This window comes from Streptomyces sp. NPDC048171 (assembly GCF_043202655.1).
Lineage (GTDB): Bacteria > Actinomycetota > Actinomycetes > Streptomycetales > Streptomycetaceae > Streptomyces.
In genome coordinates this window covers 71,332-98,307 of record NZ_JBIDAU010000003.1, presented here as the reverse complement: position 1 = coordinate 98,307, position 26,976 = coordinate 71,332, and the positions used below count along the sequence as shown (strand labels likewise).

The window sequence follows — 26,976 nt, the reverse complement described above, 5'->3', positions numbered from 1 at the left end:
GAGTGGGCCTCCTGAGCGCACGTCAGGCCGTCGGCGGCACCCGCGACGGCCGGCCCGACCCGCGGGTCAGCGCGTAGCCGCCGATACCCGCGAGCGCGGCCAGTACCGCGCCGGCGCCGGTCCACACCCAGCGGTCCGACCACCAGCCCGACGACCAGCCGTCCTCCGGCTCGATCGCGGAGAGCACGGCACCGCGCTCCTCGCCGTCCTCCCCGTCGTCCTTGCCGGAGGACGCCGCGACTCCCGGCACCAGCGGCTCGGCGAGCGAGCCGTCGACCGTCGCGGCCCCGCCGATGTCCTTCGAGTCCACCCGTATCTCGGTGCCTATCGGGACGCCGAGATCGGACGTCGGCAGGTTCACGGCCGTCAGCCGGACGTAGTACGTGCCCGGCAGCGGGTCGTTGGCCCACGGCTCCGACCAGGCGCGCACCGTGCGCAGCACACAGGCCAGTCGCAACGCGGAGGCGTCCGCGGCGGCGGTGCGGTTCTCGGCGCCCCACTGGCAGGCCTGGCGGCGGCGCAGACCGTCGTACACGTCGATCCGCCAGGTCTGCGCCTCGTGCGTCTCGGGCAGCTTCACCGTGGCCCGTACGGTGGGCCGTTGGCCGGCGTCGGCGGGGAACGACCAGTACAGGTAGTCGCCCGCGGAGCCGTTCGCCGTGGCCCGCTGCCCCTGCTCGATCTCGGCCGCCGTGCGGAACGACGTACCCGCCTCGGTCGGCGCGCCGTCGTCCGACGGGCTCGCGGAGGGCGAGGGACCGGCCGCCGCGGGGGCGGCGGCGAGTCCCAGCAGCAGCACTGCCGCGCTCAACGCTCGGGTAAATCGCATCAGTTGGTCCTCCAGATCGCGAACCGCCAGCGCGACAGCCAGCCCCACAGCAGACCGGCCAGGAAGCCGACGAGCACCAGCAGGCCGAGCAGCCACCAGCCCCGGCCGAGACCGAAGGAGGCCACGTCGTCGGCGTCGCTCGGGGCGTCCACGACATCGACGGTCAGCTCCAGCGGCAGACCGGGCGTGGTCTTCACGCCGGAGGCGACGGAGAAGGAGTGGGTGACCTGGAGGCACACGGCCTCGGCCGCCGAGTCGGCCGAGTCCTCGTCGGAGTCGCTCTCCGCCTTCGGGTACCGCAGCCCCGTCGAGAGCACGTCGGTGCGGCCGTCGCCCGCCGCCTCGCCGCGCACGATCTCGCGCCCGTGCGCCGTCACGGCCCGCAGCAGCACGCCGTGGGACGGGTTCACGGCCCGGTCGGCGCCCACGCTCACCGAGGCCCGCAGTTCCTCGCCGGGCGCCACGTCGACCCGGTACCAGCGCTGCCCGCCGAACTCCGCGCGGTCGGTGTACAGACCCGACTTCAGCGTCGGCGCCTTCGCGCAGGAGTCCGCGCCCTCGGTGGCGACCGGCGTCACCACCGGGTCGGCCGCGCGGTCCACCAACTGGTTGACCTTCTCGGTCAGTTCGTCGGTGTGCTCGACCGACGTGTAGGTACCGCCGGTCGCCTCGGCGATGCAGCTGAGCTGCTGGCGCATCTTCGCGTTGGGGACCAGGCCCAGCGTGTCGATGGTCAGTCCGATCCCCTTGGCGGCGATCTCGCGGGCCACCTCGCACGGGTCGAGCGGGGCGCAGGTGTCCTCGCCGTCGCTGATCAGCACGATCCGCTTGGACCCGGCGCCGCCGTCGAGGTCGTCGGCCGCCTTCAGCAGCGCCGGACCGATCGGCGTCCAGCCGGTGGGAGCCAGCGTGGCCACCGCCGTCTTCGCCTCGGTGCGGTCCAGCGGGCCCACCGGGTAGAGCTGAGCCGTGTCCTTGCAGCCCGTCCTGCGGTCGTCGCCCGGGTAGTCGGCGCCGAGCGTGCGGATGCCGAGCTGCACCTCTTCGGGTGTCGCGTCCAGCACCTCGTTGAACGCCTGCTTCGCCGCGGCCATCCGGGTACCGCCGTCGATGTCCCGCGTCCGCATCGACCCGCTGACGTCGAGCACCAGGTCGACCTTCGGAGCGTCCTCACCCGTGGGTTCACCGGCCACCGCTCCGGCCGGGAACGCCAACCCGGCCGTCAGCGCGGCGAGCAGGGCACACGTGCCCGCCGCCAGCCGTGTTCTTGTGATCATCGGCGGATCCTATTGACCACGGACGCCGGGCTCCAAAACGAGACCGCGACGACGCCCCGACTTCACCCCGCGTGCAGCGGATTGGGCAGCTCCGTCCACAGATCCCCCGCCGTCCCCGGCGAAGTCCGCATCAGCGTGAGCGACTTCACCGGCAGCGGCTCCTCGCACAGGGCGAGGACGTCGGGGGTGCCGGGCAGTTCGCGTACCGCCTCCTCCAGCGCCTTGCCCAGCGCCGCACCGGAACCCGCCGTCGCCGCCAGCGCGCCGCCCACCAGCGAACCGAACAACTTGCGCCGCAGCGCCACCGGGTCGTCGGTGAGCATCCGCGCGGGAAGCGGCGGGACGGCGACGGCGTGCCGGGCCAGACGGGCCGGGCTGACGCGGATGTCGGCCAGGTCGCGGTAGACCAGGCGCAGCGGTTCGCCCGCCGGGGAGAGCACCACGAGCAGGTTCTGCCCGTGCGCCTCCAGGGCCACGCCCAGCTCCAGCAGGCGCATCCCCACGCCGAGCGCGAGCCGTGCGAACGCGGCCTGCCACCCGGGCGACCCGGACAGGCCGGTGCCCGCCAGCGCGGCCACCGGGACCACGTGCTCGCCGGGGGCCGCGTAGGCCCGCGGCGACTCGCGCAGTACGGCGGCCAGGTCGGGGGAGCCGGCGGCCACCGCCCCCAGGGTGCCGGTGACGTGCAGCAGCCCGTCCAGGCGCGCCGCCAGCTCCTGCCCGAAGCGGGACACGTCCGCCGACGCGCCGACCGAGGCGACCGAGATGTCCCGCACCGAGGACGTCAGGCGGGCGCTCAGCGCGGTCTTGACGTGCGGTCCGCCGGGCACGGCCAGGGTCCGCAGGGACATCAGGGGGTGCGCGGCGATCCCCTCCTCGCAGGGCCGCTTGAGCACGTGCGCCGCCTGCCACGGATGCACCGGGACCAGCACCGCCGACCCGTCCCGCAACTCCCGCGGCCACACCCCCGTCACCAGGCACTCGGCCGCCGGGACCGGCACCAGGCCCAGCTCCACCACCGGCCCGTGCTCGGGCCCGTACGCGAGCTGCTCCGCCACCGAGAAGCCCGGCCGCGAACGGCAGCCGGGGTGGTAGGGATGCCCGTCGACCACGCGGCGTTCCCAGCCCCAGTCGGTCTCCGGCCACTCGTCCGGGTGAATCTCGGGCGCGGCACCGCCCGCCGCCCGCGGCTGCCCGGCGCGCGACAACGCCAACGAGGCAACGCTGTGACCGAGTTCGGCGGCGAAACCGGTGGAGTGCGCTACGGCGAGGTCGGTCATCAGCCGCTCCGGATCGTCGTACGCGACCTCGTCGAGGTGGACGACCGGGGCGTACGCGTCCGTGCGGTACGGGTCGGCCGCCGGACCGGCCAGCCGCCGGCCGTCCCCGAGGCGCACCACCAGCCCGTCCCCGGCGGGCTCCCGGCCCGCGATCCAGGGCAGCGGCTCATGGGCGAACGCACGCCACAGCCGGGACAGCACGGCCGCGCGGGCGCCCGGCCGCTCGGCGGCGAACCGGTCGGCCAGGGCAGGGCGGACGGCCGCCAGCTCGTCGGCGACCTCGGCCTCTGTGCTGCGGGGACGGTGCACGGGCGGGCTCCTCGGGTACGGGTACGACGGCAGGCGGAGGGAGGACTGCGGGCCCGGCGTCTACAGACATACTGATCGTCTCCGCCCTCTCCGCCATGGACAGACCGTAGGGAACGAGCTGAACGCGTGGATCTCCTGCCCCCGCCCACCGGCGCCGACGCCGCCCGGGACGCCGCTTCCCCGGGCGGCATCGCCGAACGCGCCGACGCCTTCGCGGCCGTACCGCTGCTGAACTGCCTGCTGCGCGAGGTGGCCCGGCCGCTGCCCGGCGCCGGGGCGCGCCCGGTGTACCGGCTGCCCGGCGGCAGACTGCTGCGCGTGCGCGCGGGCCGGCGTCCCGCCGAACCGGAACTCCGCGCGGCGGGCGGCTGGCACCGCGTCGGCCACGCCGAGCTGGTGAAACTCGTCGCGGAGGAGCTGCACCGGCACACCGGCCGGGCCAACCACGAACTGCCCACCGAGATCACCGACAGCCGGGACGCGGTGGCCGCGCTGCTGACGGCACGCGCGCGTGCCACCCCGCCGGAGGACCCCTACCTCCGCTCCGAGCAGTCCCTCCTCACCGGCCACACCCACCACCCCGCCCCCAAGGCGCGCGGCGGCGGCCCGCACACCGGCTGGCTGCCGTACGCGCCCGAGGCGCACGCCCGGTTTCCGCTGGTGCTGCTCGGTGTGCGCGAGGACACGGTCGTCGACGAGGGCGACACCGCCGCCCTGGACGCCCTCGGCCAGGCCCCGCCCGGCTACCGGCTGCTGCCGGCCCACCCCTGGCAACTGGAGCTGGCGGCGACCGCCCTCGCCCCCGCCTTCGCCGACGGACGGCTCGTCCGGCTGGGCACCACCGGCTTCTTCACCTGGCCGACGGCGGCGATCCGCACGGTGTACGCGCCCGAGTACCTGCCGGGGCGCGACCTCTTCCTGAAGTTCAGCCTCGACGTGCGCATCACCAACGACATCCGGCGCCTGTGGCGGCACGACCTGCTCCGGCTGCGCCGCACCGACACGGCGGTCACCGAGGCGTTCGCCGCCGCCGGGCCCCCGGCGGCCTGGCTGGGCGACCGCGGCCACCGCACCGCGGACTTCGCCTTCGAGGAGCTGGCCGTCGTCGTCCGCGACGGACTGCGCGACCGCGTCCTGCCCGGCGCGACCCCGCTGCTCGCCGCCGCGCTCGTGGAGGGCTTCCCCGGCAGCCCCCTGGCCCGCGCCACCGATCCGGCGGCCTGGTGGCGGGCGTACCTCGACGCCGTCGTGCCGCCCGTCCTGACCGCCTTCGCGGACGACGGCGTCGTCCTGGAGGCCCACCTCCAGAACACCCTGGTCGCCGTGGACGCCGACGGCACCCCCGTGCAGGCCCTGTTCCGGGACGCGGAGGGCGTCAAGCTGGTGCCGGACACCTCCCGCGCGGACGGGTGGGAACGGCTGGTGTACTGCCTGGTCGTCAACCACCTCTGGGAGATCGCCGCCGCCCTGGCCGAGCACCACCCCGGCCTCGACCCCTGGCCCGCGGTCCGCCGCGCCCTCTCCCGCCACGCCCTCCCCGAAATCCCGGCCCTGCTCACCGCCCCCACCCTCCCCGCCAAGACCAACCTCCTCCTGCGCTGGACGGGCGCCGACGGCGCGGACGCCCGCTACCTGCCGCTGCCCAACCCCCTGCGGGAGGCGTGAGCGGACCGGTACCGCCGCGATAATCCGTGCGATCGCGGGCCCCGGAGGTGCACACTCGCTGCATGGCGGACATCGAGGCGTTCCGGGACGAGGCCGCCCGCTGGGCGGCCGGCGGGACCGGCGACACGGCGGGCGAGCTGGCCGAGGCGCTCGGGCTGCGGACGGCGGTACTGCTCGAGGGCCCCAGCGACCTCGCGGCCGTCGAGGCGCTGGCCGAGCGGCAGGGCCGTGACCTGGTCGCCGAAGGGGTGGCCGTGGTGGCGATGGGCGGGGCGATGAGCGTCGGCCGCTACGCCGGTCTGCTCGGCCCGCCCGGTCTCGGCCTGTACCTGAAGGGCCTGTGCGACGTGGGCGAGGTGCGGTTCTACGAACGGGGCTGGCAGCGGGCCGGGGCACCGCGGGACTTCTTCGTCTGCGAGGCGGACCTGGAGGACGAACTGCTCCGCGCCCTCGGCCCGGACCGGGCCGAGGAGATCATCCGGGCCGAGGGCGAGCTGCGCCCCTGGCAGACCTTCCTGGGCCAGCCCGCCCAGCACGGCCGCTCCAGGCACCAGCAGCTGCGGCGCTTCCTCTCCACCAAGAAGGGCCGCAAGATCCGCTACGGCCGCCTCCTGGTCGAGGCCCTCGACCCCGCCCGGACACCCGCTCCACTCCGCGGACTCTTCACGAGTCTGTGACCGGGCGGGCCCTCGCCGGGCGGGCGCCGCGTCAGAAGCGGGTCAGCCGGCCGATGTCCACCGGGTCGATCCCCGTGAGCTGCGCGATGCGGGGCGCGGGGATCCCGGCCGCGTGAGCGCGGTGCACCAGGGTCTCCCAGTCCTGGGTGACCTCGCGGAAGCCGAGGAGCTCCCGCTCCAGGTCGGTGATGGACGCCGGGGTGCACTCCTGCTCCACCCGCAGGGCCTCGTCGGCGGTCAGCGGCACGGGCAGCCGCTCGGCGTCCTCCGGGATGAGGACGTCCTTGGCCGCCGGAAGAATCCTGACCTGCTCGGACCCCGGCGCCGTGTCGTGCGCGGAGAGCCAGCCGCGCACGGCCGGGGTCTCCAGACACTCCAGGGGACCGACCGCCGCCAGCGGCGCCGCGAGCCGCGGATGACGCTCCGGCAGCAGGAACAGGTACGCGTCATCGGCCATCGCTCAGCCTCGCCTTTCCCGACACGGTTGTGAACCACCGATCTTAGTGCCGCGCGGGGGCGCCGGAGCGCCCGGCGCCGGGTGCTGCCGACGGTTCTTGAAGTATGGGTAGCCTTACCTAAGTTAATCGCGTAAGGTCCGGCACGGGACAGCCGCGTGAAGGTCACGACCGCCGCACACCTGGAGACTCCGACGTCATGATGCCCTCACCTCGCCCTGCGGTATGCCCTGTTGGGCTGCACGGATGCCCGCGTCAGGCCGGGCGGCGCCACGGATCCGCCGGTCCGAAGGCCGGTGTCCGGTGAGCGGTGCACGGGACCTGGAGGGGCGGTTCGCCCTGGTCACCGGGGCCGGACGGGGGATAGGTGCCGCCGTGGTGGACGCGCTCGTCGCGCAGGGAGCGCGGGTCCTCGCCACCGACCTGGACGCGACCGCGGTGGAAGCCGCCGCCGACGGGCGTGGCGGGGCGGACGGCGGCGTGGTCGGCGCGCGGGGCCTCGACGTGAGTGACGCGGCGGCCGTGGAGCGCGTGGTCGACGAGGCCGAGCGTGAACTCGGGCCGCTGGACGTCGTGGTCAACGTGGCAGGCGTCCTGCGCGGTGGTGCCGTATGTGAACTGGACGACGCCGACTGGGCGGCCACGTTCGCAGTCAACACCCATGGTGTGATGCACGTGTCCCGTGCCGCCGCGCGCCGGATGGCCGCCCGCGGCCGGGGAAGCATCGTCACCGTCGCGTCGAACGCCGGGGGCATTCCGCGTACCGGGATGGCCGCCTACGCGGCCTCCAAGGCCGCCGCGGTGATGTTCACCAAGTGCCTGGGCCTGGAGGTCGCGTCCTCCGGGGTGCGGTGCAACACCGTTTCACCGGGCTCCACCATGACCGAGATGCAGCGGGCCATGTGGGGGGAGTCCCCCGCGGGTGTCGAGGCAGGGCGGCGTGGCGTCATCGAGGGCGACCTGGCCTCGTACCGCACGGGCATTCCGCTGGGCCGGATCGCCGAGCCCTCCGACATCGCGGACGCCGTGGCCTTCCTGGCCTCCGACCGCGCCAGGCACATCACCCTGCACGACCTCTACGTGGACGGCGGGGCCACGCTGCGCGCCTGAGCCGGACGCCGCCGCCGTCGTACGTCCTACGTCATACGTCCCGGACGGGAACTCCCGTATGCCGCGCCGCTGCGGCCCGCCCCCCACCCCTCCCGCCAGAGACCCCTGGAGCCTGCCGTGCCCGCCGAACCGACCCCTGCCAAGCCGGCCCCCGCCCCGACCGCGCTCACCCCCGGCGTCGACGCCCCCACCTGGCCCGCCGAGTTCGCCGGCCGCTACCGGGAGGCCGGGTACTGGCGTGGCGAGACCTTCGGCGGGGTGCTCCGCGAGCGGGCCGCCGCCCACCCCGACCGGATCGCCCTGGTGGACCCCGCGCCCGAGCGCAGGGTGCGGACGTACCGGGAGCTGGACGAGGCGGCCGACCGGCTCGCCGCCGGCTTCGCGGCGCGGGGGATCGGGCGGGGGGACCGGGTCGTCGTCCAGCTGCCGAACGTGGCCGAGTTCGTCGAGGTGGTCTTCGCGCTGTTCCGGATCGGCGCGCTGCCGGTGTTCGCGCTTCCGGCCCACCGGGACACCGAGATCCTGCACTTCTGCTCCTTCAGCGAGGCCGTCGCCTACGTCGTCCCGGACGTGCTCGGCGGCTTCGACCACCGTGAACTCGCCGCACGCGTCCGGCAGAACTGCCCGGGGCTGAAGGAGGTGTTCGTGGTGGGCGAGCCCGGCGTGCACACGGCGCTGTCCGAGGTGCCCCGCGACCCGTCCGGACCGCTGCCCGGACCCGAGCCGCACGAAGTGGCGTTCCTGCAGCTCTCGGGCGGGACTACCGGGGTGTCCAAGCTCATCCCGCGCACCCACGACGACTACGTCTACTCGCTCCGCGGCTCCAACGAGATCTGCGGCGTCGACGCCGGCACCCGCTACCTCGTGACCCTGCCCGCCGCCCACAACTTCCCGATGAGTTCACCCGGTTGGCTCGGCACCCTGTACGCGGGCGGCACGGTCGTCATGTGCCCCGGGCCCGAGCCGGCGACCGCCTTCGCGCTGATCGAGCAGGAGGGGATCACCCTCACCGGTCTGGTGCCGCCGCTCGCGTTGCTGTGGACGGAGGCCGCCGCACGCGGCGAGCACGACCTGTCGTCGCTCGGCCTGGTCCTGGTCGGCGGCGCCAAGTACAGCGAGCAGGCGGCGCGTCGGCTGGAGCCCGCACTGGGCTGCCAGCTGATGCAGGTCTTCGGCATGGCCGAGGGCCTGGTCAACTACACGCGCCTGGACGACGATCCGGAGACCGTCGTCACCACCCAGGGCCTGCCGATCTCCCCCGACGACGAGATCCGCATCGTCGACGACGCCGACCAGGACGTGCCGGACGGCGAGTTCGGCCATCTGCTCACCCGAGGCCCCTACACCATCCGTGGCTACTGGCGGGCGCCCGAGCACAACGGGCGCTCGTTCACCGAGGACGGCTTCTACCGCACCGGCGACATCGTGCGCCGCACGCCGAGCGGACACCTGGTCGTGGAGGGCCGCGCCAAGGACCAGATCAACCGGGGCGGCGAGAAGGTCGCACCCGAGGAGATCGAGAACATCATCCTCGCCCACCCCGACGTGCACGACGTCTCACTCGTCGCGGTGCCCGACGACTTCCTCGGCGAACGCACCCTCGCCCACGTGATCCTGCGCGAGGGCGCCGAACCGATGCGCCCCGCGGCCGTCAAGGCGTTCGTCCGCGCCCGCGGAGTCGCCGCGTACAAGATCCCCGACCTGGTCCGTTTCGTGGACGCCTTCCCCCAGACGGGCGTCGGCAAGGTCAGCAAGAAGGGCCTGCGCTCCGCCGCGTCCGCCCCCGAGCAGCTCTGAGGAACCCCCATGCCACTTCCCGCCATCGCCGCCTATCCGCTCCCCACGCCCGAGGAGCTCCCGGACAACCGGGTCTCCTGGACGGCGGACCCGGCCCGTTCCGTGCTGCTCGTGCACGATCTGCAGCAGCACTTCCTGTCCGCCTTCCCGGCCGGCGAGCAGCCGCTGACCGGGATGCTCGCCAACACCGCCCGACTGCTGGACGAGGCACGCCGGCTGGGCGTGCCGGTGGTGTACTCCACCCAGCGCGGCGGGCAGAGCCCGCGGGAGCGCGGGCTGCAACTCGACTTCTGGGGACCCGGGGTCGCCGACGATCCGGCGGTGCTGGCGGTACCCGCGGACGTGGCGCCGGCGCCCGGGGACACGGTGCTGACGAAATGGAAGTACAGCGCCTTCGCCCGCACCGACCTGGAGGAGCGGCTCCGGGGCTGGGGCCGCGATCAGCTGGTGATCGTCGGTGTCTACGCGCACATCGGCGTGATGATGACGGCCTGTGACGCGTGGATGCGGGACATCCAGTCCTTCGTGGTCGCCGACGCCGTGGCGGACTTCTCCCCGGCCGACCACGAGATGGCGCTGCGCTGGTCAGCGGGTCGCTGCGCGGTGGTGTCCACCACGGACCGCACGCTGCGGACCTGGCTTGACACCCCTCTGTCCGATGCGAAAGATTAGGTAAGCCTTACCTAAGTGAATGCCGCAGTTCAGGTGTGGTCCTGGTGGGACCCGAACAAAGGACGAGGATGTCAGCAGGGCACGTAGACGCCGGACGGGACGACGGGCAGGCGGTCCACGATCTGGTCGGCATAGGTTTCGGCCCGGCCAATCTCGCGCTGGCCATCGCGATCGAGGAGCACAACGCGCACAGCGGTGGCGCCCGCTCACTGCGCACCGCCTTCCTGGAGCGGCAGCGGGAGTTCGGCTGGCACCGGGGCATGCTGCTCGCCGGCGCCACCATGCAGGTGTCCTTCCTCAAGGACCTGGCCACGATGCGCGATCCGAGCAGCCGCTTCACCTTCCTGCGCTTCCTGCACGAGCGGGGCCGGCTCGTCGACTTCATGAACCAGAAGACGTTCTTCCCGACGCGGATCGAGTTCCACGAGTACCTGAGCTGGTGCGCCGCCGGGGTGGCCGACCAGGTGCGCTACGGCCGGCAGGCCGACTCCGTCCTCCTGGAGGACGGCGGCGCGTCCGACGTCCTCCAGGTGCGCTCGCACCCGGCGGACGGCTCCGCGGCCGAGGGCGAGACGCTGCGGACCCGCAATCTCGTCATCGGCACCGGACTGACGCCGAGACTCCCCGAAGGCGTCGAACTGGGCCCGCGGGTATGGCACAACCGGGACCTGCTGCCCAACTCCCGTTCGCTGAAGAGCCGTCCGCACCGCCGTTTCGCCGTCGTCGGCGCCGGTCAGTCCGCCGCGGAGACCGTCGAGTTCCTGCACCGCGAGTTTCCGGACGCCGAGGTCTGCGCGGTCTTCAGCCGGTACGGGTACAGCCCCGCCGACGACAGCGCCTTCGCCAACCGGATCTTCGACCCGGGGGCGGTGGACGACTTCTACGCCGCGCCCGACGACGTCAAGCGGTCGCTGCTCGACTACCACTCCAACACCAACTACTCGGTCGTCGACCCCGATCTGATCGAGCAGCTGTACCGGACCTCCTACCAGGAGAAGGTGGCCGGCGACGAGCGGATGCGGTTCCTCAACACCACCGCCCTCACGGCCGTGGAGGAACGCGAGGACGGGACCCGCCTCCACCTGCGGCCGCTGATCGAAGGGGAGCCGTACACCCTCGACTGCGACGCCGTGGTGATGGCGACCGGCTACCGGCCCACCGACCCGCGCACCCTGCTCGGCCCGCTGGCCGAGGAGTGCCTGACGGACGGTGCGGGCCGGCTTCGGATCAGCCGCGACCACCGGGTCCTCACCACCCCGCGCGTGCGCGCCGGGATCTACGTACAGGGCGCGGCCACCGAGCACACGCACGGGATCACCTCCTCACTGCTCTCCGCCCTCGCGGTCCGCTCCGGCGAGATCTGCGACGCCCTCCTGCTGGACCGGGCCGGACGGGCGGTGCCGGCTCCGGCCGGCGCGGTCGAAGCGGCCGCAAGCCTCGCCGTCACGGCCGAATGAACCCGCGCCGGGACGCGTACGGACACGGCCGGGTCCCCGCTCCGGGAACACCCCCCTCCCTCCACGCCCCCGGCCCCACCCGAGCAAGGAGCTTCCATGGGCGCCAACCCCTTCGAGGACGACGGAGCCGACTTCTTCGTCCTGGTCAACCCGGAACAGCAGCACTCGCTGTGGCCCGCCTTCGCCGAGGTGCCCGCGGGCTGGACCGTGGTGCACGGTGAGGACTCCCGCGCCGGCTGCCTCGCCTACGTGGAGGAGCACTGGACGGACATGCGTCCCGCCGGCCTGATCGCGCACGCCGAACGCGCACGGTGACCCGCCGGGAGCCCGTGCCACACGCTCCCGGCCACAGACGCAGCTCGACAACCCGACCCCGCAGCCCGATCGGGGCTTCATCCGCTACGCCGGAACAAAGGATTCGCAGACGTGTCCATATCGACATCGGCGCGCCCCCACCCCGTCTACGAGGCCGCCGACCTGCTGGCGGCCTACCTGACCGGATCGTTCTACTTCTCCTCGCCGCGCGGCACGATGCTGGCGGACGGGGTGCACTCCCGTGTCGCACCGGCCGGAGGACCGCTCGCCGAGACCGCCGCCCGGGCGATGGACGCGGCCGCCCTGGCTGGTGTGCCGGACCCCGTGGTGGTCGGAGCCGTCGGTTTCCGCCCCGAGGCGGAGGCCTCCCTGGTGGTGCCCGCCGTCGTACGGCGGGCGGGTGCGCCCGAGCACATACAGGTGCCGGACCTGCACACCCACGAGGGCTGGCAGGTCCGGCCGGTCCCCGAGCCCGAGGGTTACGTCGAGGGGGTGGGCCGCGCGCTGGACCTCATCCGCGACGAGAAGCTCCGCAAGGTCGTCCTCGCCCGCTGTCTCGAACTCACCGCCGACGCGCCCGTCTGGGTGCCCACCCTGCTTTCCCGGCTGGTGTGCGGCAACCCGTCCGCCTACGCCTTCGCCGCCGACGTCACCGCCCCCGGCGACGGTGCCTCGCGCACCCTCGTCGGCGCCAGCCCCGAACTGCTGGTGTCCCGACGGGGCGCGACCGTGACCGCCAACCCCCTGGCCGGTTCCGCCCCGCGCTCCGGCGACGAGGCGCTGGACCGTGAACGCGTCGCCCGACTGCGGAACTCGGCCAAGGACCTCGGCGAACACGCCCACACCGCGGGACAGGTGGCGGAGGTGCTCGGCCGGTTCTGCACCGACCTGGAGGTTCTCGACAGCCCCGAAGTGCTCGGCACCCCGACCATGTGGCACCTGTCCACCAGGATCACCGGCCGGCTGCGCGACGCCGCCGACCCCGCCGCCTCTTCGCTCGGTCTGGCTCAGGCCCTGCACCCCACCCCGGCGGTGGGCGGAGTCCCCACCGCCGGAGCCGTCGACGCCATCGCCGAGATCGAGGCCCAGGACCGCGGCTTCTACGCCGGCATGGTCGGCTGGAACGACCGGCACGGCGACGGCGAATGGGCGGTGACGATCCGCAGCGCCGAGGTGTACGACCGGACGGTACGGATCTTCGCCGGCGCCGGAGTCGTCGCCGGCTCGAGTCCCGAGGCCGAACTCGCCGAGACCACCGCCAAGTTCCGCACCCTCCTCAAGGCGCTCGGCCTGGAGGAACTGGCGTGAAACCCCACCGCAGCGGCACGACCGCCCCCACACCAACAGGAGTCAACCGGTGAACCAGACACTGTCGTCCGAGCGGATTCTCGCGGACGTGGCCGAGATCCTCGGGTGCGACACCTCCGAGATCGGCCCCGAGGAGAACCTCTTCGACCTCGGCATGGACTCGGTCCGGCTGATGACCCTGACCGAGCGCTGGCGTGCGGCCGGCGCGTCCGGCCTGGAACTCCCCGACCTCGCGGAACAGCCCGAACTCGCCCACTGGATCAGCCTGCTGACGGACAAGAGGGAAAGTCCGTGACGGGAAGGGGCCATGCGCACCGGCACCTGGAGCGGATCGCCGAGGTGCGGGCCGGGAGCGTCCCGGAGAAGGTGCGCTATCCGATCCGCATCCGTGAGGCACGGGTCGTGCGCACCACCATGGTGGGCACCGGACTGCTGCGGCTGACCCTGGGCGGACCCGGCGTCGAGGGCTTCGAGTCCCACTCGCCGATCGACCACGTGAAGCTGATCTTCCCGGAGCCGGACGGCTCGCTGCGCCTCCCGGAGCCCCACGGCGACCTGTTGCGCTGGCCGCGCCCGGCACCCACCTCACGCGAGTACACCGTGCGCCGTCACGACGCGGCGACCGGGGAGATCGACATCGACATCGCCCCGCACGAGGGCGGTCTGGCCTCCGACTGGGCCCGGGGCGTGGCCCCCGGTGCCCGCGCCCACGTCGCGGGCCCGCCCGGCGGGCTGATCGTCCCCCCGGTCTACGACCGCTACCTGCTGGTCGCCGACATCACGGCGCTGCCCGCGGTCGCCCGCTGGCTCGAGCACCTGCCCGGCGACGCGCGGGGCTGGGCGTTCGTCGAGGTCGCCGACGCCACGCAGGAGATCCCGCTCTCCGCCCCGGAGGGTGTCGAGGTGCACTGGCTGCACCGCGGCGCCCGCCCGGCCGGCACCGGTGACCTCCTGGTCCGGTCCGTCACCGGGATCACCGTGCCCGAGGGCGAACGGCTGTACGCCTGGATCGCCGGCGAAGCGGGGCAGATCAAACCCCTGCGCCGCTGGATCCGGGACGAACTGCGCCTGGAACGCGCCGACTACGAGATCAGCGGCTACTGGAAGCGCGGCGTCGCCGACTTCGACGACGACCACGACCACGAGCCGCACGGGCACGACCACGAGCCGCACGGGCACGACCGTGACCAGCGAGGAGCATGAGGCGGGTCGCACCCGCCGCCCCGCCCTTCCCCTCCCCGACCCGGTGTCCGGTACTCCGACGGTCGTCCCCACCCTGCAAGGAGAGTGAGTTGACCACCCCACGCGTCCCCTCGCGCCGGCTGCTTCCCCTGACCGGCGCCCAGCGGGGAATCTGGAACGCCCAGCGCCTGGAGCCCGACTCCCCGTACTACCTGGTCGGGGACGTGGTGGAGATAGCGGGCCGGGAGCCGGTGGACGCCCAGGCGGTGGCCGAGGCCGTCCGCGCCACCACCGAGGAGGCCGAGAGCCTGCGGCTGCGCGTGTACGACACCGCCGACGGGCCCCGTCAGGCCGTCAGCGACGAGCCGGTGCCGACGCCCCGCGTCATCGACCTCAGCGACCGGCAGGACCCCGCCGCCGCCGCGGAGGCGCTCGTCGAGGCCGAACGGAGCCGGGCCGCCGAGAGCTGCCGCCTCATGGTGGACCGCTCCCTCTACGCACCGGTCGTCATCAAGCTGTCGGACCACGAGGTCTGGTACACCCAGCTCGGCCACCACCTGGTCTTCGACGGCTACAGCGGCGCCATGATGGCCCGCCGCACCGCCGCCCACTACACCGCCCTGGCCGGCGGGACCGAACCCTCCGCCTGCAACTTCGGCACCATGGAGGCCCTGGTCGAGGTCGATCAGGAGTACCGGGACAGCGCCCGCGCCGCCGAGGACCGGGCGTACTGGGTGGACCGTTTCACCCCGCTGCCCGGACTCGGCGAGGAGCCGGCCCCCGCCGCACCCTCCGGCCGCTCGCTGCTGGTCCGGACCGAACTCGGCCCCGAGGACGTGGCGCGGCTGCACACCTTCGCCAAGGCGGAGAACGTCACCTGGGGCGAGGCGATGATCGCCTGCTACGCCGCCTTCCTGCACCGCGTGCTGGGCGACGACGAGGTCGTCTTCGCGCTGCCGCTGATGTGCCGCAGGGCCGCGGTGGAACTTCGTACCCCCGCCATGGCGGTCAACGTGCTGCCCCTGCGCACCCGCGTCCACCCCGAGGACGGGCTGGCCGCGCTGACCCGGCGCGTCGCCGCGACCCTGCGCGAGATGCGCAGGCACCAGCGCTACCGCGGCGAGGACCTGCCGCGCGACCTCGCGGTCCCCGGCGCCGGCGCGCTGCTGCACGGCCGCGGGATCAACCTCAAGGCATTCGACCTGGCGCTGGACTTCGCCGGTGCCCGCGCGGTGATGCGCAACGTGGCCGGCGGACCGCCCGAGGACCTGGGACTGTCGGTGCTGCCCACCCCGTCGGGCGGCCTGCTCCTCGGCTTCGAGGTGGACGCCCGTGACAACGACCGGGCCACCGTGGACGGCCGACTGGCCGCCCTGCGCGCCCTGCTGACGGGCCTGCTCGACGGGCACCCCGTGGGCCGCGTCTCCCTGAACCCCGACGGGCCTCCCGCCGAATGGGCACCGCCGGCGCTGCCCGGCGAGCACCTGTCCGTGCCCGAGGCCCTCGATGCCGTGGCCGCCGCCGGGCCGGCGCGCACCGCCCTGGTGTGCGGGGAGGAACGCTGGTCCGCCGGTGAACTCGCGGGCCGGGTGCACCGGCTGGCCCGTGCGCTGCGCGCCCGCGGCATCGGTGCCGAGGACGTGGTGGCACTGGCCCTGCCCCGCTCCGCCGAGATGGTGACCGCGCTGCTCGCGGTGGTCGACGCGGGCGCGGCCTTCCTGCCCCTGGACACCGCGTACCCGCCGGAGCGGCTGCGCGCCCTGGTCGCCGACGCCCGTCCCACGCTCGTGGTGACCTCCGGCGCGGCCGGCGCGATCGAGGGCGTCGACGGGACCGACTGGAAGACCCTGCTCGACGACGCGGACGGACTCTCCGCCGAACCGCTGGCGCCCGCCGAACTCGCCGCCCCGCGCCACCCGGAGCAGCTGGCCTACGTGATCCACACCTCCGGCTCCTCCGGCCGCCCGAAGGGTGTGCTCGGACGGACCGGCGGTCTCGCCGCCCTGCTGCACCACCAGCGGTCCACCGTCGTCGCGGAGGCGGAGCGCTCCGCCGGCCGCCCCCTGCGGGTCGCCCACACCTACTCCTTCGCCTTCGACTCCGCCCTCGACCACCTCGTCTGGCTGCTGTGCGGACACGAACTCCACGTCTACGACGCGGAGACCGCCCGCGACGCCGAACTACTCCTCGCCGCCTTCACGCGCGACGGCATCGACGTCGTCGACACCACGCCCTCGATGGCCGTGCCGCTGATCGACGGAGGGCTGCTGGGCCTCGGACCGACGCTGCTCGTGCTCGGCGGCGAGGCCACCCCGGCCGCGCTCTGGCAGCGGATCACCGCCGCCGGGATCACCGCCCGCAACATGTACGGGCCCACCGAGGCCACCGTCGACAGCACCACCGCGCTCCTGACCGGCGCCGAGCCGACCATCGGCCACCCCCTCGCGGGCACCCGCGTCCACGTACTGGACCACGCCCTGCACCCGGTGCCCGCCGGCGCCGTCGGCGAGCTGTACCTGGCCGGCCCCCACCTGGCCCGGGGCTACCTCGGCATGCCCGGGACCACCGCCGAACGGTTCGTGGCCGATCCCTACGGCCCGCCCGGCTCCCGCATGTACCGCACCGGTGACCAGGCGCGCTGGGTTCCCGGACGCGGACTGGACTACCTCGGCCGCGCCGACGGCCAGGTGAAGGTGCGCGGCCACCGGGTGGAACTCGGCGAGGTCGAGTCGGCACTGGCCGCCCTGCCGGACGTCACCGCGGCTGCCGCGGACGTACGGGCCGCCCGCCTGGTCGGGTACGTCGTGCCCGCCACCGGCACCACCACCGTCACCCCTGACGGGATCCGGGCCGCCCTGTCCGAACGGCTGCCCGAACACCTGGTGCCGGCGGCCGTGGTGGTGCTCGGCGCCCTGCCCCTCACCCCCAACGGCAAGCTCGACCGCGCCGCCCTGCCCGCCCCCGCCGCGGTGGGCCGGGGCCGGGAGCCCCGCACCGAACACGAACGGCTGCTGTGCGGCGTGCTCGCCGAGGTCCTCGAGATGGAACAGGTGGGAGTCGACGACGACTTCTTCTCGCTCGGCGGCGACAGCATCACCGCGATCACCGTCAGCAGCCGGCTGCGGCGCGCCGGTCTCGAACTGCGCCCCCGCGACCTGCTGGCCCGGCGCACCTTCGCCGCCCTCGCGGCCTCCGCCACCGCGGCCAAGCCCGCCGACGAACCCGCCGACGAACCCAGCGGGCCGGTGACCGCCCCGCCCATCGTCCGGCAACTCCTCGACGTCCACCCCGATGTGGACGTGGTCGCGGGCTACGCGCAGTGGACCGCCCTGCGCGTCGGCGAACTCACCCTCGACGACCTCCTCGCCGGCGTACGGACCGTCCTCGACCGGCACGACGCGCTGCGCCTGTCCGTCGGCGCGTCCGGCACCGAGGTGCTGCCGCGGGGCACGGTCCGCGCGTCGGCCACCGAGACGCACGGCGAGGACGCCTCGGCGGTGGCCGAGCGCCTCGCGGGCGAACTCGCCCCCCGCCACGGCGATCTGCTGCGTGCCGCCCTGATCCGTACCGCGGCCGGTGAGCCCGACGAACTGGTGGTCGTCGTGCACCACCTCGCCATGGACGGCGTCTCCTGGCGGATCCTTGTCCCCGACCTCCAGGCGGCCTGCACCGGCGGCGAACCGGAGCCGGTCGGTGCCTCCTGGCGGCGGCACGCCCAGCTCCTCGCGGAGCGGGGCCGGACCGGGGCGTGCCGTCAGGAGCTGGGCCACTGGCAGTCCGTCCTGGACTCCGCGACCCGGCTGGGCGCACGGCCGCTGGACCCGGCACGCGACACCGTCTCCACGGCCCGCCGCACGGTCACCCTGGCGTCCCCGGCCGTCACCGAGGCCCTGCTGACCACGCTGCCCGCGGCCTACCGGGCGGGTGTGGACGAAGTGCTGCTCGCGGCGCTGACGCTCGCGCTGCGCGAGTCCGGGGCCGCGGCGAGCCCGGAGGAGACCGGCGGCGGCGACACCGTGACCGTCACCCTGGAGGGCCACGGCCGGGAGGACCTCGACCTCTCCCGCACCGTGGGCTGGTTCACCGGCGAACACCCCGTGCGGGTGCCCGCGTCCGGCGGACCCGCCGACGTCCTGCGCGCGGCCAAGGAGGCCAAGCGCGGTGTCCCCGGCAACGGCCTCGGCTACGGCGTGCTGCGCTACCTGGACCCGGCGGGCGCCGCCCTGTCCGCCGTCCCGGCCCCCGACGTACTCCTGAACTACCTGGGCCGCTTCGCCGCCCCGGCCGGTGACGGCTGGCGGCTGCCGGAACGGGAAGCCTTCTCCGTGATCGAACCCGGTGCCAAGGCACTGGAGCAGGTGCTGGCCCTCAACTGCTTCGTCCACGAGGAGGGCGAGCCCCGGCTGGCCGTCGAGTGGACCGCCGCCACCGGAGTCCTCGACACCGAGACACTGGCCGCCCTGCAACAGGCATGGGACCGGGCCCTCCACGTCCTCGCCGAGCACGCGCTCCACGCCACCGGCGGACTCACCCCGTCCGACCTGCCCCTCGTCACCCTGGACCAGGACACCATCGCCACCCTGGAACGCCGGGGCCGCCTGGCGGACGTGTGGCCCGCCACCCCGCTGCAGGTCGGCCTCTCCTTCCACACCCTGGTCCGCGACGAGGACGACACGGACGTGTACGTCGTCCAGGCCGTCACCACCCTCGAAGGCGCCCTGGACCCCGCGCGCATGGCCGAGGCGGCTCAGGAACTGCTGCGCCGCCACCCCTCGCTCCGCGTCCACCTCGCCTCCGCGGGGGACGAGGTCGTGCAGGTGGTCCCGGCGGAGGTCGCGGTGGACTGGCGGCAGGACGACGACTTCGACACCGCCGCGCGCGAGGAACTGGCGCGGCCCTTCGACCCGTCGACGCCGCCGCTGATCCGCTTCCTGCTGTCCCGGGTCGCCCCGGATGTGCACAAGCTGGCCATCACCAACCACCACGCGCTGCTGGACGGCTGGTCCATGCCGCTGGTCGGCCGGGCGCTGCTCGGCATCTACGCCGAACTGGGCGGCGGGGACGCCGTGCCCCCGGCCGCCGACCCGACCGAGTACTACCGCTGGCTGGTCGCCCGGGACCGCGGAGCCTCCGAGGACGCCTGGCGCCAGGCGCTGGCCGGCGTCGACGGGGCCACCCGCCTCGCCCCCGCCACGGCCGGCGGCGCGGTGGAGCGGCCCGGACGTGTCTCCGTCGGACTCGGCGCCGAGTTCAGCGAGCGGCTGCGCGCCTTCGCCCGGGAGCAGGGTGTCACCCTCACCACGGTCTTCCAGACCGCCTGGGGCCTGCTCCTGGGCAGGCTCACCGGCCGCAGCGACGTCGTCTTCGGCTGCCCGGTGTCCGGCCGGCCCGCCGAGGTCGGCGCCGTGGAGTCCATGATCGGGCAGCTCGGCACCACCATCCCGGTCCGGGTACGCCACCACCAGGACCAGAGCACCCGTGAACTCCTCGCCGAGGTGCACGCCGAGAGCGTCCGCCTCGCGGAGCACCACTACATCGGCCTGCCCGGCATCCAGCGACTCGCCGGAGTGGGTGAACTCTTCGACACCATGCTGGTGATGGAGAACTTCCCGCTCGCCAGCCGGAAGCGCACCCCCTTCGCCCCCGGGCTCGACCTGGCCGCGGTGGACATCACCGACGCCACGCACTACCCGCTCACCGTGATCGTGCTCCCCGACGACGACGCGATCACTGTCGGTCTCGGCTACCAGCCCGGCGCCTTCACCGAGTCCCGGGTCGCCGACATCGGCCGCTGGCTGCACCATCTGCTGCGGGAGATCACCGGCGACCCCGAGCGGCCGGCGCTCGCCCTGCCCGTGCTCGGACCGGAGGAACGGCAGCGGATGCTGCGCACCGGCACCGAGACCGCCCCCGCCCGCGCGTACGGCCCCTGGCTCGACGTCTTCGCCTCCTGGGTGCGCCGCAAGCCGGACGCCGAGGCCCTGGTCTGCCGCGACCGCAGCCTGTCGTACGACGAACTCGACCGGCGGGCGAACCGGCTCGCGCACGCGCTGCTGCGGCGCGGCGTACGGCCGCAGGACCCGGTCGCGGTCTTCCTGGGCCGGGACGTCGAGATGACCGTCGCCCTGTTCGGCGTGGCCAAGGCCGGAGCGGTCTACGTGCCGATGGACGCGAGCTACCCCGAGGACCGCCTGGCGTACATGCTGGACGACCTCGCCCCCGCCGCCGCCGTCACCACCGGGGCCGAACTGCCCACCGCACGCGACATCCCCGTACTGCGGCTCGACGACCCGTCCACCCTCGACGGAATGCCGGACACCGACCCCGCCGAGGCCCGCGCCGGGCTGACCGAGGACGCCCTGGCGTACGTCATCTACACCTCCGGAACCACCGGGCGCCCCAAGGGCGTCGGCGTCACCCACCGGGGGGTGCCCGATCTGATCGCGCTGCAGGAGGAGGTCGTCGGGATCACCGAGCACGACCGCTACCTGCACTTCGCCTCCACCGGCTTCGACGTGGCGTTCTGGCAGACCATGGTTCCCCTGCTGTCCGGCGGTACCTCGGTCATCGCCCCCGAGGAGGTGCGCGTACCGGGCGACGAACTCCTCGACTACATCGTCGAACACCGGGTGACCGGGGTGAACCTCCTGCCGTCCTTCCTGGCGGCCATGCCCGACGACCGCACCGTGGACCCCGACGTGTTCTTCGTCGTCGGCGCCGAACGGCTCGACCCCGAACTCGCGCGCCGCTGGGGCACGGGCAGGCGGGCCCTCTTCAACGCCTACGGCCCCACCGAGGTCACCATCAACTCCGTGACCTGGCAGTACGATCCGGACGACGCCGGACCGCTGCCGATCGGCCGGCCCGACCCGAACGTCCGCGCCTACGTGCTGGACCGGGGGCTCCAGCCGGTGGGCACCGGGACCACCGGAGAGCTGTACCTCGCCGGCCCCAGCCTGGCCCGCGGCTACCTCGGACGGCCCGGGCTGACCGCCGCCGCCTTCGTGGCCGACCCGTTCGGTCCGCCCGGGGAGCGGATGTACCGCACCGGCGACCTGGTGCGGTGGCGCCCGGACGGGCAGCTCGTGTTCCTCGGCCGGGTCGACCACCAGGTCAAGATCCGCGGATTCCGCGTCGAACTCGGTGAGATCGAATCCGCCCTGACCCGCCATCCGGCGGTCCGCGCGGGCGCCGTGATCATGCGTGAGGGCAGGCTCGTCGGCTACCTCATCCCCGCCGACGGCACCACCCCCGACACCACGGAGATCCGCTCCCACCTCGCCGCGCGACTGCCGGACCACATGGTCCCGACCGCCCTCGTGGTGATCGACGCGCTGCCCCTGAGCCCCAGCGGCAAGCTGGACGCCGCCGCCCTGCCGGCCCCGGAGACCGCCGCGACCCGGCGCCGTGATGCCGCGAGCCCGGCCGAGGCCGTCCTGCTCGGCGTGGTCCGGGACCTCCTCGGCAACGAGGAGATCGGCCCCGAGGACGACTTCTTCGCCCTCGGCGGCGACAGCATCGTCTCCCTGCAGGTGGTCTCCCGGGCCCGCCGCAAGGGACTCGGACTGCGCGCCCGCGACGTGTTCGAGGGCGCGACGGTGGCGGGGATCGCCGCCCGCGCCCGCGCCCTGGAGGAGGCCGAGGCACCGGCGGTGGGCGACGCCCCGCTCACCCCGGTCATGCGGGACCTGCTGCGCCGCGCGGGCGACGCCGCCGACGGCTTCTGCCAGTGGGTGGAGGTCGGCGTCCCCGCCGGCGGCGACGAGGACCGCTGGCGCGGAGCGCTCGACGCCGTGCTGGCCCGGCACGACGTCCTCCGCGCCCACCTGGCCCAGGACGCGCTGCGCATCCCGCCGGCGGGCACGGTCACGGCGGCCGAGGTGCTGCTCCGGGTACCGGTCGCCGGGAACCTCTCCGCCGGAGAACTGCGCGAACTGATCGACGCCCGGATCGCCGCCGCCCGCGCCGGAATGGCACCCGCCACCGGGCCGCTGCTGCGCGCCCTGTGGGTGGACGCCGGGCTCTCGGTGCCCGGCAGGCTCGTCCTGATCGCCCACCACCTCCTGGTGGACGGCGTCTCCTGGCGCGTCCTGCTCGACGACGTGCGGCACGCCTACGAGGGCGGGGAGCTGGTCCGGCACGGGATGTCCTTCCTCGCCTGGGCGCGTTCCCTGCGCGAGGCCGACCGGCGGTCCGAACTCCCGCACTGGCGGCGGACGACGCCCACCCTGCCGATCGCGGCCCGGCCGCTCGACCCCGCCCGCGACACCGTGGCCACCGCCGTCCACCACGAGATCCGGCTGGACGCCGACGCCACCCGGGCACTGGTCACCACCCTGCCCGCCGCCCTGCGCGCCACTCCGGACGCGGGACTGCTGTCGGCCCTCGCCCGGGCGGTACGCGCCTGGCGCGGCGGCCCGCGCCTGCTGGTCGCCCTGGAGAGCCACGGCCGCCCCGGCCACGTGGACCTGTCCCAGACCGTGGGATGGTTCACCGCCGTGCACCCCGTACTGCTCGAGGCGGGGGAGGACCCGGCTCAGGTGGCGGAGCGGCTGCGCGCCCAGGGCGACGGACTCGGCCACGGCATCCTCACCACGGCCGGACTGCTGGACCCGGTCGAGCCCGAGATCGCCTGGAACTACCTCGGCCGCTACACCGCCGCTCCCACGGAGGAGAGCCCCTGGCAGTCCCCGCCGGACGCGGACCCCCTGGGCTCCGGCGGCACGCCCGAACTCCCGCTGCCGCACGCCCTGATGGTGAACGCCCTGGTACGGGACGACCGCCTCGGCATCCGCCTGACCTGGCCGGGCGACCTGTTCACGGGGCCCGAGATCGAGGAACTGGCCGGACATCTGCGCACCGCCCTGCTGGAGACGGCGGCGGCGACCGGGGAACTGGTCCGGCTCGGCGACGGCCGTCCGGTCGCCGAGGTGCAGTCGCTCGCCCCGCTGCAGTCGGTCATGCTGCGGCACTCGCGCACCGAGCGCCCCGACCCGTACACGGTGCAGTCCTGCTTCTCCCTCGCCGGACCGCTCGACGCGGACGCCCTGCGGGAGGCCGGGGCGGACCTGCTGGCCCGGCACCCCAACCTGCGGGCCGTCTTCCCCGGCGCTCTCGGGCTCGTCCCGCGGTCCGCGCGACCGGACTTCAGGGTGTCCGACGGCCCGGCCGAGGAGGTCCTCGCCGCCGACCTGGCCGAGACCTTCGACCTCGGCGCCGGGCCGCTCTTCCGGCTGACCGTGATCCGGCACCACGCGGAACGCTCCGACCTGGTCCTGACCACCCATCACGTACTCTCCGACGGCTGGTCGGCCCCGCGGATCCTCACCGAGCTGTTCTCCCTCTACACCGCCCGGGTGCGGGGCGGGACGGCCGACCTGCCGGAGCCCGTGCCGTTCTCGCGCTACCTCGACTGGCGCGCTGCGAACCCACCCTCCCTCACAGCCTGGGCGGATGAACTGGCGGACCTGCCCGAGGGGGACCACTTCGGCGCCGGAGAGCCGGGCCCCGCCTGGCAGGAACCCGCGGTGGTCACGGTCGACGCCGCCCTGGTGGCCGAGCTGAGCGGCATCGCCGCCGAGCGCGGACTGACCCGCAACACCCTGGTGCAGGGCGCCTGGTCGATCCTCCTCGCGCGCCGCGCCGGGCGGGCGGACGTCTGCTTCGGCGCCATGGTCGCCTGCCGTCCGCCGGAGCTGGAGGGCGTCGAGGAGATCATCGGCCTGCTGGCCAACACGGTGCCCGTGCGGGCCCGGTTGAGCGGCACCCTCGCCGAGACGCTGATCGCCCTGCAGAACGGACAGCGCGCGCTGCTGGAGCACCATCACGTCGACCTCTCCGACCTGGAGCGGCTGACCGGCCGGCAGCGGCTCTTCGACAGCATGGTCGTCTTCGAGAACTACCCGGTCGACCGCGACAAGCTGCGCGAACCCGCCCCCGGGCTCACCCTCGTCGGCACCCGGTTCCGCGAGGCCACCCACCACCCGGTCACCCTCACCGTGATGCCCGAGGGCGACGGCTGGACCTGCGTGCTCGCCCACCGTGCCGGGGTGGACGCCGAGGGGCTCGCCGAGGAACTGCTGACGCTACTGCGCCGGCTGGGCGACCACCTCGAGGACGACGTGCGCACCCTCCTGGAGGGCCGATGAGCGAGCCGCCCGTACGGGCCGAACCGGCGAAGGCCCCGCCGGACCGGGTGGACAGGGGACTGCTGCGCATCGCCTTCATCCTGGTGCTCGGCACCTTCATGGCGTCCCTGGACGCCACCATCGTCAGTGTCGGCATCGACACCCTGACCCGGGAGTTCGACGCCTCCGTCGGTGAGATCCAGTGGGTCAGCAGCGCTTACCTGCTGGCCGTCGTCACCGCGGTGCCCGCCTCCGGCTGGCTCGCCGACCGCTTCGGCGGCCGGCGGGTCTGGCTGGCCGCCGTCGGCGTGTTCCTGATCGGCTCGGCACTGTGCGCCCTGGCCTGGTCGGCGACCAGTCTGATCGTCTTCCGGGTGATCCAGGGGCTCGGCGGGGGAGTGCTGCCGCCGACCGGGCAGGCACTGCTGGCGCGTATCGCCGGACCGACCCGCACCGGCAAGGTGATCAGCGTGGTCGCGGTCGTGCCCCTGCTCTCCCCGGTGCTCGGCCCCCTGGCCGGCGGCGCACTGCTGGGAGTTGCCTCCTGGCAGTGGCTGTTCCTGGTCAACCTGCCGATCGGCGCGGTCGCCGTGCTGCTCGCCCGGCGGTACGTCCCGGTGGTGCCGCCCGCCGCCAAGGGCGCGGCGTTCGACGTACGCGGGGCGCTGCTGCTCTCGCCTGGCCTCGCGGTCCTCGTCTACGGGCTGACCGAGGTCTCCGAGGGGCGTCGCCTCCCGGGCTTCCTCGGCGTGGGGGCGGGGCTGCTGATGCTGGCCGCGTTCACCGTGCACGGGCTGCGGACCCGCGGCACCCCGCTGATCGACCCCCGGCTGTTCGCCCGGCCGCCCTTCGGCCCGGCGGCGCTCGCGCTGCTCGTGCTCGGCGCCTCGGTGTTCGGCACGGCCTTCCTGCTGCCCCTCTACCTGCAGACCGGCGAAGGACTCTCGGCCTGGGAGGCAGGTCTGCTGCTGGCTCCGCAAGGGGTGGGCGCGGCGGCCGGGTCGGTACTGGTCAACCGGACCATCAACGCGGTGTCCCCCCGGGCCCTGGTCGTCACCGGCGTCGGTCTCGTCCTCGCCGGAACCGTCCCGTTCACCCAACTCGACGGCGGCCTGCCGGACGCCGTCATGGTCGCGGCGCTGGCGGTACGCGGCTTCGGCATGGCCATGATCGGCGCCCCGTTGATGAACATCGTCTACACCCGTATCGAGCCCTCCCACCTCGCCCGCGCCTCCGGAGCGCTCAACCTGCTCAACACCGTCGGTGGTTCCCTCGGCACCGCCGCCCTCGCCGTGATCCTGCAGAGCCGGCTCGACGCCCGGCAGGACGTTCCCGCGGCGTTCTCCGACACCTTCTGGTGGGTGGTGGGGCTCGCGCTGCTCGCGGCGGCGGGGACCACCAGGCTGCCCAGGACCCCCGTCGACAGGAGTGCGTGATGCTGCTGCCCGTCCCGGCCGAACTGCACTCGGCCGTCCCTCTCGCCCCGGCCACGGCACAGGCCGTCGCGGCCCACCGCGACACCGTCGCCGCGGTGCTCGACGGCAAGGACCCCCGACTGCTCGTGGTCGTCGGACCCTGCTCGGTCCACGACACCGAGGCGGCCCTGGAGTACGCGGACCTGCTCGGCGGGGCCGCGCGCCGGCTCGCCGACGACCTGGTCGTCGTCCTCCGCGCCTACCTCGAGAAGCCCCGTACCGCGCTGGGCTGGAAGGGCCTGCTCGACTCGCCCGGCCTCGACGGCAAGAGCGACCTGGCCGCCGGACTGCGCGCCGGACGCTCCTTCCTGGTCGAGGCCGCCGGGCGGGGGCTGCCGCTCGCCTACGAGTTCGTCGACCCGCTGCTCGCCCCGTACGTGGCGGACACGGTCTCCTGGGCCGCCATCGGGGCCCGTACGGTCGCCAGCCAGCCGCACCGGCACCTGGCCTCGTGGCTGCCCATGCCCGTCGGCATGAAGAACTGCGTCTCCGGCGACCTGCGTCCGGCCGTCGCCGCCGCACAGGTCGCCGCCCACCCGCATGCCCTCCCCATGCTCTCCCCGCAGGGGCGACTCACCCTCACCCACACCGTCGGCAACTCCCACCCGCACGTGGTGCTGCGTGGCGGGCCGGTCCCCAACTACGGTGCCGACGAGGTGGAGCGGGCCGCCGGCCTGCTGGCGGCCTCCGGCCTGAGGCGGTCCGTCGTCGTGGACGCCTCCCACGGCAACAGCGCCAAGGACCACAACCGCCAGGCCGAGGTCGTCGCCGAGCTGGCCCGGCGGATCGGCGAAGGCGAGCAGGCCCTCACCGGTGTGATGATCGAGTCCTACCTTGCCGACGGCCGCCAGAACCTCACGGCACAGCCACTGCGGCCCGACCTGAGCGTCACCGACGCCTGCCTCGGCTGGGAGCGTACGGAGCCGCTGCTCGACGCCCTGGCCGTGGCCTCCCGGCACCGCAGACGGGCCCGGGCGGCGGTCCCCGCGTAGGGCGGCCCCGAGCCCCTTTCACGTCCCCTCACGCACAGCAACAGTTCCA

17 protein-coding genes are annotated in these 26,976 nt (G+C 74.2%); 13 read left to right on the top strand and 4 right to left on the bottom strand.

Annotation, left to right across the window (positions count from 1 at the left end; genetic code table 11):
• Positions 1-22 precede the first annotated feature (22 nt).
• From ACGF3J_RS09140 to ACGF3J_RS09130, 3 genes are all read right to left on the bottom strand, one after another.
• Positions 23-829 carry a hypothetical protein gene (locus ACGF3J_RS09140; protein WP_161329121.1) on the bottom strand — a complete coding sequence of 269 codons (807 nt, stop codon included), beginning with the start codon at positions 827-829 and terminating at the stop codon, positions 23-25.
• The gene (locus ACGF3J_RS09135; RefSeq protein WP_161329120.1) at positions 829-2,106 is read right to left on the bottom strand and encodes a VWA domain-containing protein; all 1,278 of its coding nucleotides are present in this window, start codon (positions 2,104-2,106) and stop codon (positions 829-831) included. Before ACGF3J_RS09135 ends, ACGF3J_RS09140 begins: the two co-directional genes overlap by 1 nt.
• Before the next feature lie 62 nt (positions 2,107-2,168).
• Positions 2,169-3,695, bottom strand: a complete 1,527-nt coding sequence (locus ACGF3J_RS09130) for an IucA/IucC family protein (RefSeq protein ID WP_393853749.1) — start codon at positions 3,693-3,695, stop codon at positions 2,169-2,171.
• 126 nt (positions 3,696-3,821) lie between these two features.
• On the opposite strand from ACGF3J_RS09130, the gene ACGF3J_RS09125 reads away from it, so the two are divergent.
• Both ACGF3J_RS09125 and ACGF3J_RS09120 read left to right on the top strand, forming a co-directional pair.
• Positions 3,822-5,360, top strand: coding sequence for an IucA/IucC family protein (locus ACGF3J_RS09125; RefSeq protein WP_393853748.1), 1,539 nt, complete (start codon positions 3,822-3,824; stop codon positions 5,358-5,360).
• Positions 5,361-5,422: 62 nt separating this feature from the next.
• Complete coding sequence (locus ACGF3J_RS09120; RefSeq protein ID WP_161327393.1) at positions 5,423-6,037, top strand: TOPRIM nucleotidyl transferase/hydrolase domain-containing protein; 615 nt, start codon at positions 5,423-5,425, stop codon at positions 6,035-6,037.
• Positions 6,038-6,068: 31 nt separating this feature from the next.
• On the opposite strand, the gene ACGF3J_RS09115 is transcribed toward ACGF3J_RS09120, so the two are convergent.
• Positions 6,069-6,494 carry a DUF6003 family protein gene (locus ACGF3J_RS09115; protein WP_161327392.1) on the bottom strand — a complete coding sequence of 142 codons (426 nt, stop codon included), beginning with the start codon at positions 6,492-6,494 and terminating at the stop codon, positions 6,069-6,071.
• A 301-nt stretch (positions 6,495-6,795) separates the two neighbouring features.
• On the opposite strand from ACGF3J_RS09115, the gene ACGF3J_RS09110 reads away from it, so the two are divergent.
• The 11 genes from ACGF3J_RS09110 to ACGF3J_RS09060 all read left to right on the top strand — a co-directional run bounded on the left by ACGF3J_RS09110 (position 6,796) and on the right by ACGF3J_RS09060 (position 26,927).
• The gene (locus tag ACGF3J_RS09110) at positions 6,796-7,602 is read left to right on the top strand and encodes a 2,3-dihydro-2,3-dihydroxybenzoate dehydrogenase (protein ID WP_346346003.1); all 807 of its coding nucleotides are present in this window, start codon (positions 6,796-6,798) and stop codon (positions 7,600-7,602) included.
• A 117-nt stretch (positions 7,603-7,719) separates the two neighbouring features.
• On the top strand, positions 7,720-9,399 hold the full coding sequence (locus tag ACGF3J_RS09105; protein WP_393853747.1) for a (2,3-dihydroxybenzoyl)adenylate synthase: 1,680 nt from the start codon (positions 7,720-7,722) through the stop codon (positions 9,397-9,399).
• A 9-nt stretch (positions 9,400-9,408) separates the two neighbouring features.
• On the top strand, positions 9,409-10,071 hold the full coding sequence (locus ACGF3J_RS09100; protein WP_161327389.1) for an isochorismatase family protein: 663 nt from the start codon (positions 9,409-9,411) through the stop codon (positions 10,069-10,071).
• 68 nt (positions 10,072-10,139) lie between these two features.
• Positions 10,140-11,528 (top strand): lysine N(6)-hydroxylase/L-ornithine N(5)-oxygenase family protein, encoded by a 1,389-nt coding sequence (locus tag ACGF3J_RS09095; protein ID WP_161327388.1) that lies wholly within the window; start codon positions 10,140-10,142, stop codon positions 11,526-11,528.
• Between the two features lie 96 nt (positions 11,529-11,624).
• Positions 11,625-11,843, top strand: coding sequence for an MbtH family protein (locus ACGF3J_RS09090; RefSeq protein WP_161327387.1), 219 nt, complete (start codon positions 11,625-11,627; stop codon positions 11,841-11,843).
• Between the two features lie 111 nt (positions 11,844-11,954).
• The gene (locus ACGF3J_RS09085; protein ID WP_346346002.1) at positions 11,955-13,151 is read left to right on the top strand and encodes an isochorismate synthase; all 1,197 of its coding nucleotides are present in this window, start codon (positions 11,955-11,957) and stop codon (positions 13,149-13,151) included.
• 49 nt (positions 13,152-13,200) lie between these two features.
• Complete coding sequence (locus tag ACGF3J_RS09080) at positions 13,201-13,446, top strand: phosphopantetheine-binding protein (RefSeq protein WP_161327386.1); 246 nt, start codon at positions 13,201-13,203, stop codon at positions 13,444-13,446.
• A complete protein-coding gene (locus tag ACGF3J_RS09075; RefSeq protein WP_161327385.1) occupies positions 13,443-14,354 on the top strand; it encodes a siderophore-interacting protein in 912 nt (303 codons plus the stop codon). The genes ACGF3J_RS09080 and ACGF3J_RS09075 overlap by 4 nt, the downstream gene beginning before the upstream one ends.
• 89 nt (positions 14,355-14,443) lie before the next feature.
• On the top strand, positions 14,444-24,481 hold the full coding sequence (locus ACGF3J_RS09070) for an amino acid adenylation domain-containing protein (protein ID WP_393853746.1): 10,038 nt from the start codon (positions 14,444-14,446) through the stop codon (positions 24,479-24,481).
• Positions 24,478-25,896 (top strand): MDR family MFS transporter, encoded by a 1,419-nt coding sequence (locus ACGF3J_RS09065; RefSeq protein WP_161327383.1) that lies wholly within the window; start codon positions 24,478-24,480, stop codon positions 25,894-25,896. The genes ACGF3J_RS09070 and ACGF3J_RS09065 overlap by 4 nt, the downstream gene beginning before the upstream one ends.
• The gene (locus tag ACGF3J_RS09060) at positions 25,896-26,927 is read left to right on the top strand and encodes a 3-deoxy-7-phosphoheptulonate synthase (RefSeq protein WP_393853745.1); all 1,032 of its coding nucleotides are present in this window, start codon (positions 25,896-25,898) and stop codon (positions 26,925-26,927) included. Before ACGF3J_RS09065 ends, ACGF3J_RS09060 begins: the two co-directional genes overlap by 1 nt.
• The last annotated feature ends 49 nt before the right edge of the window (positions 26,928-26,976 follow it).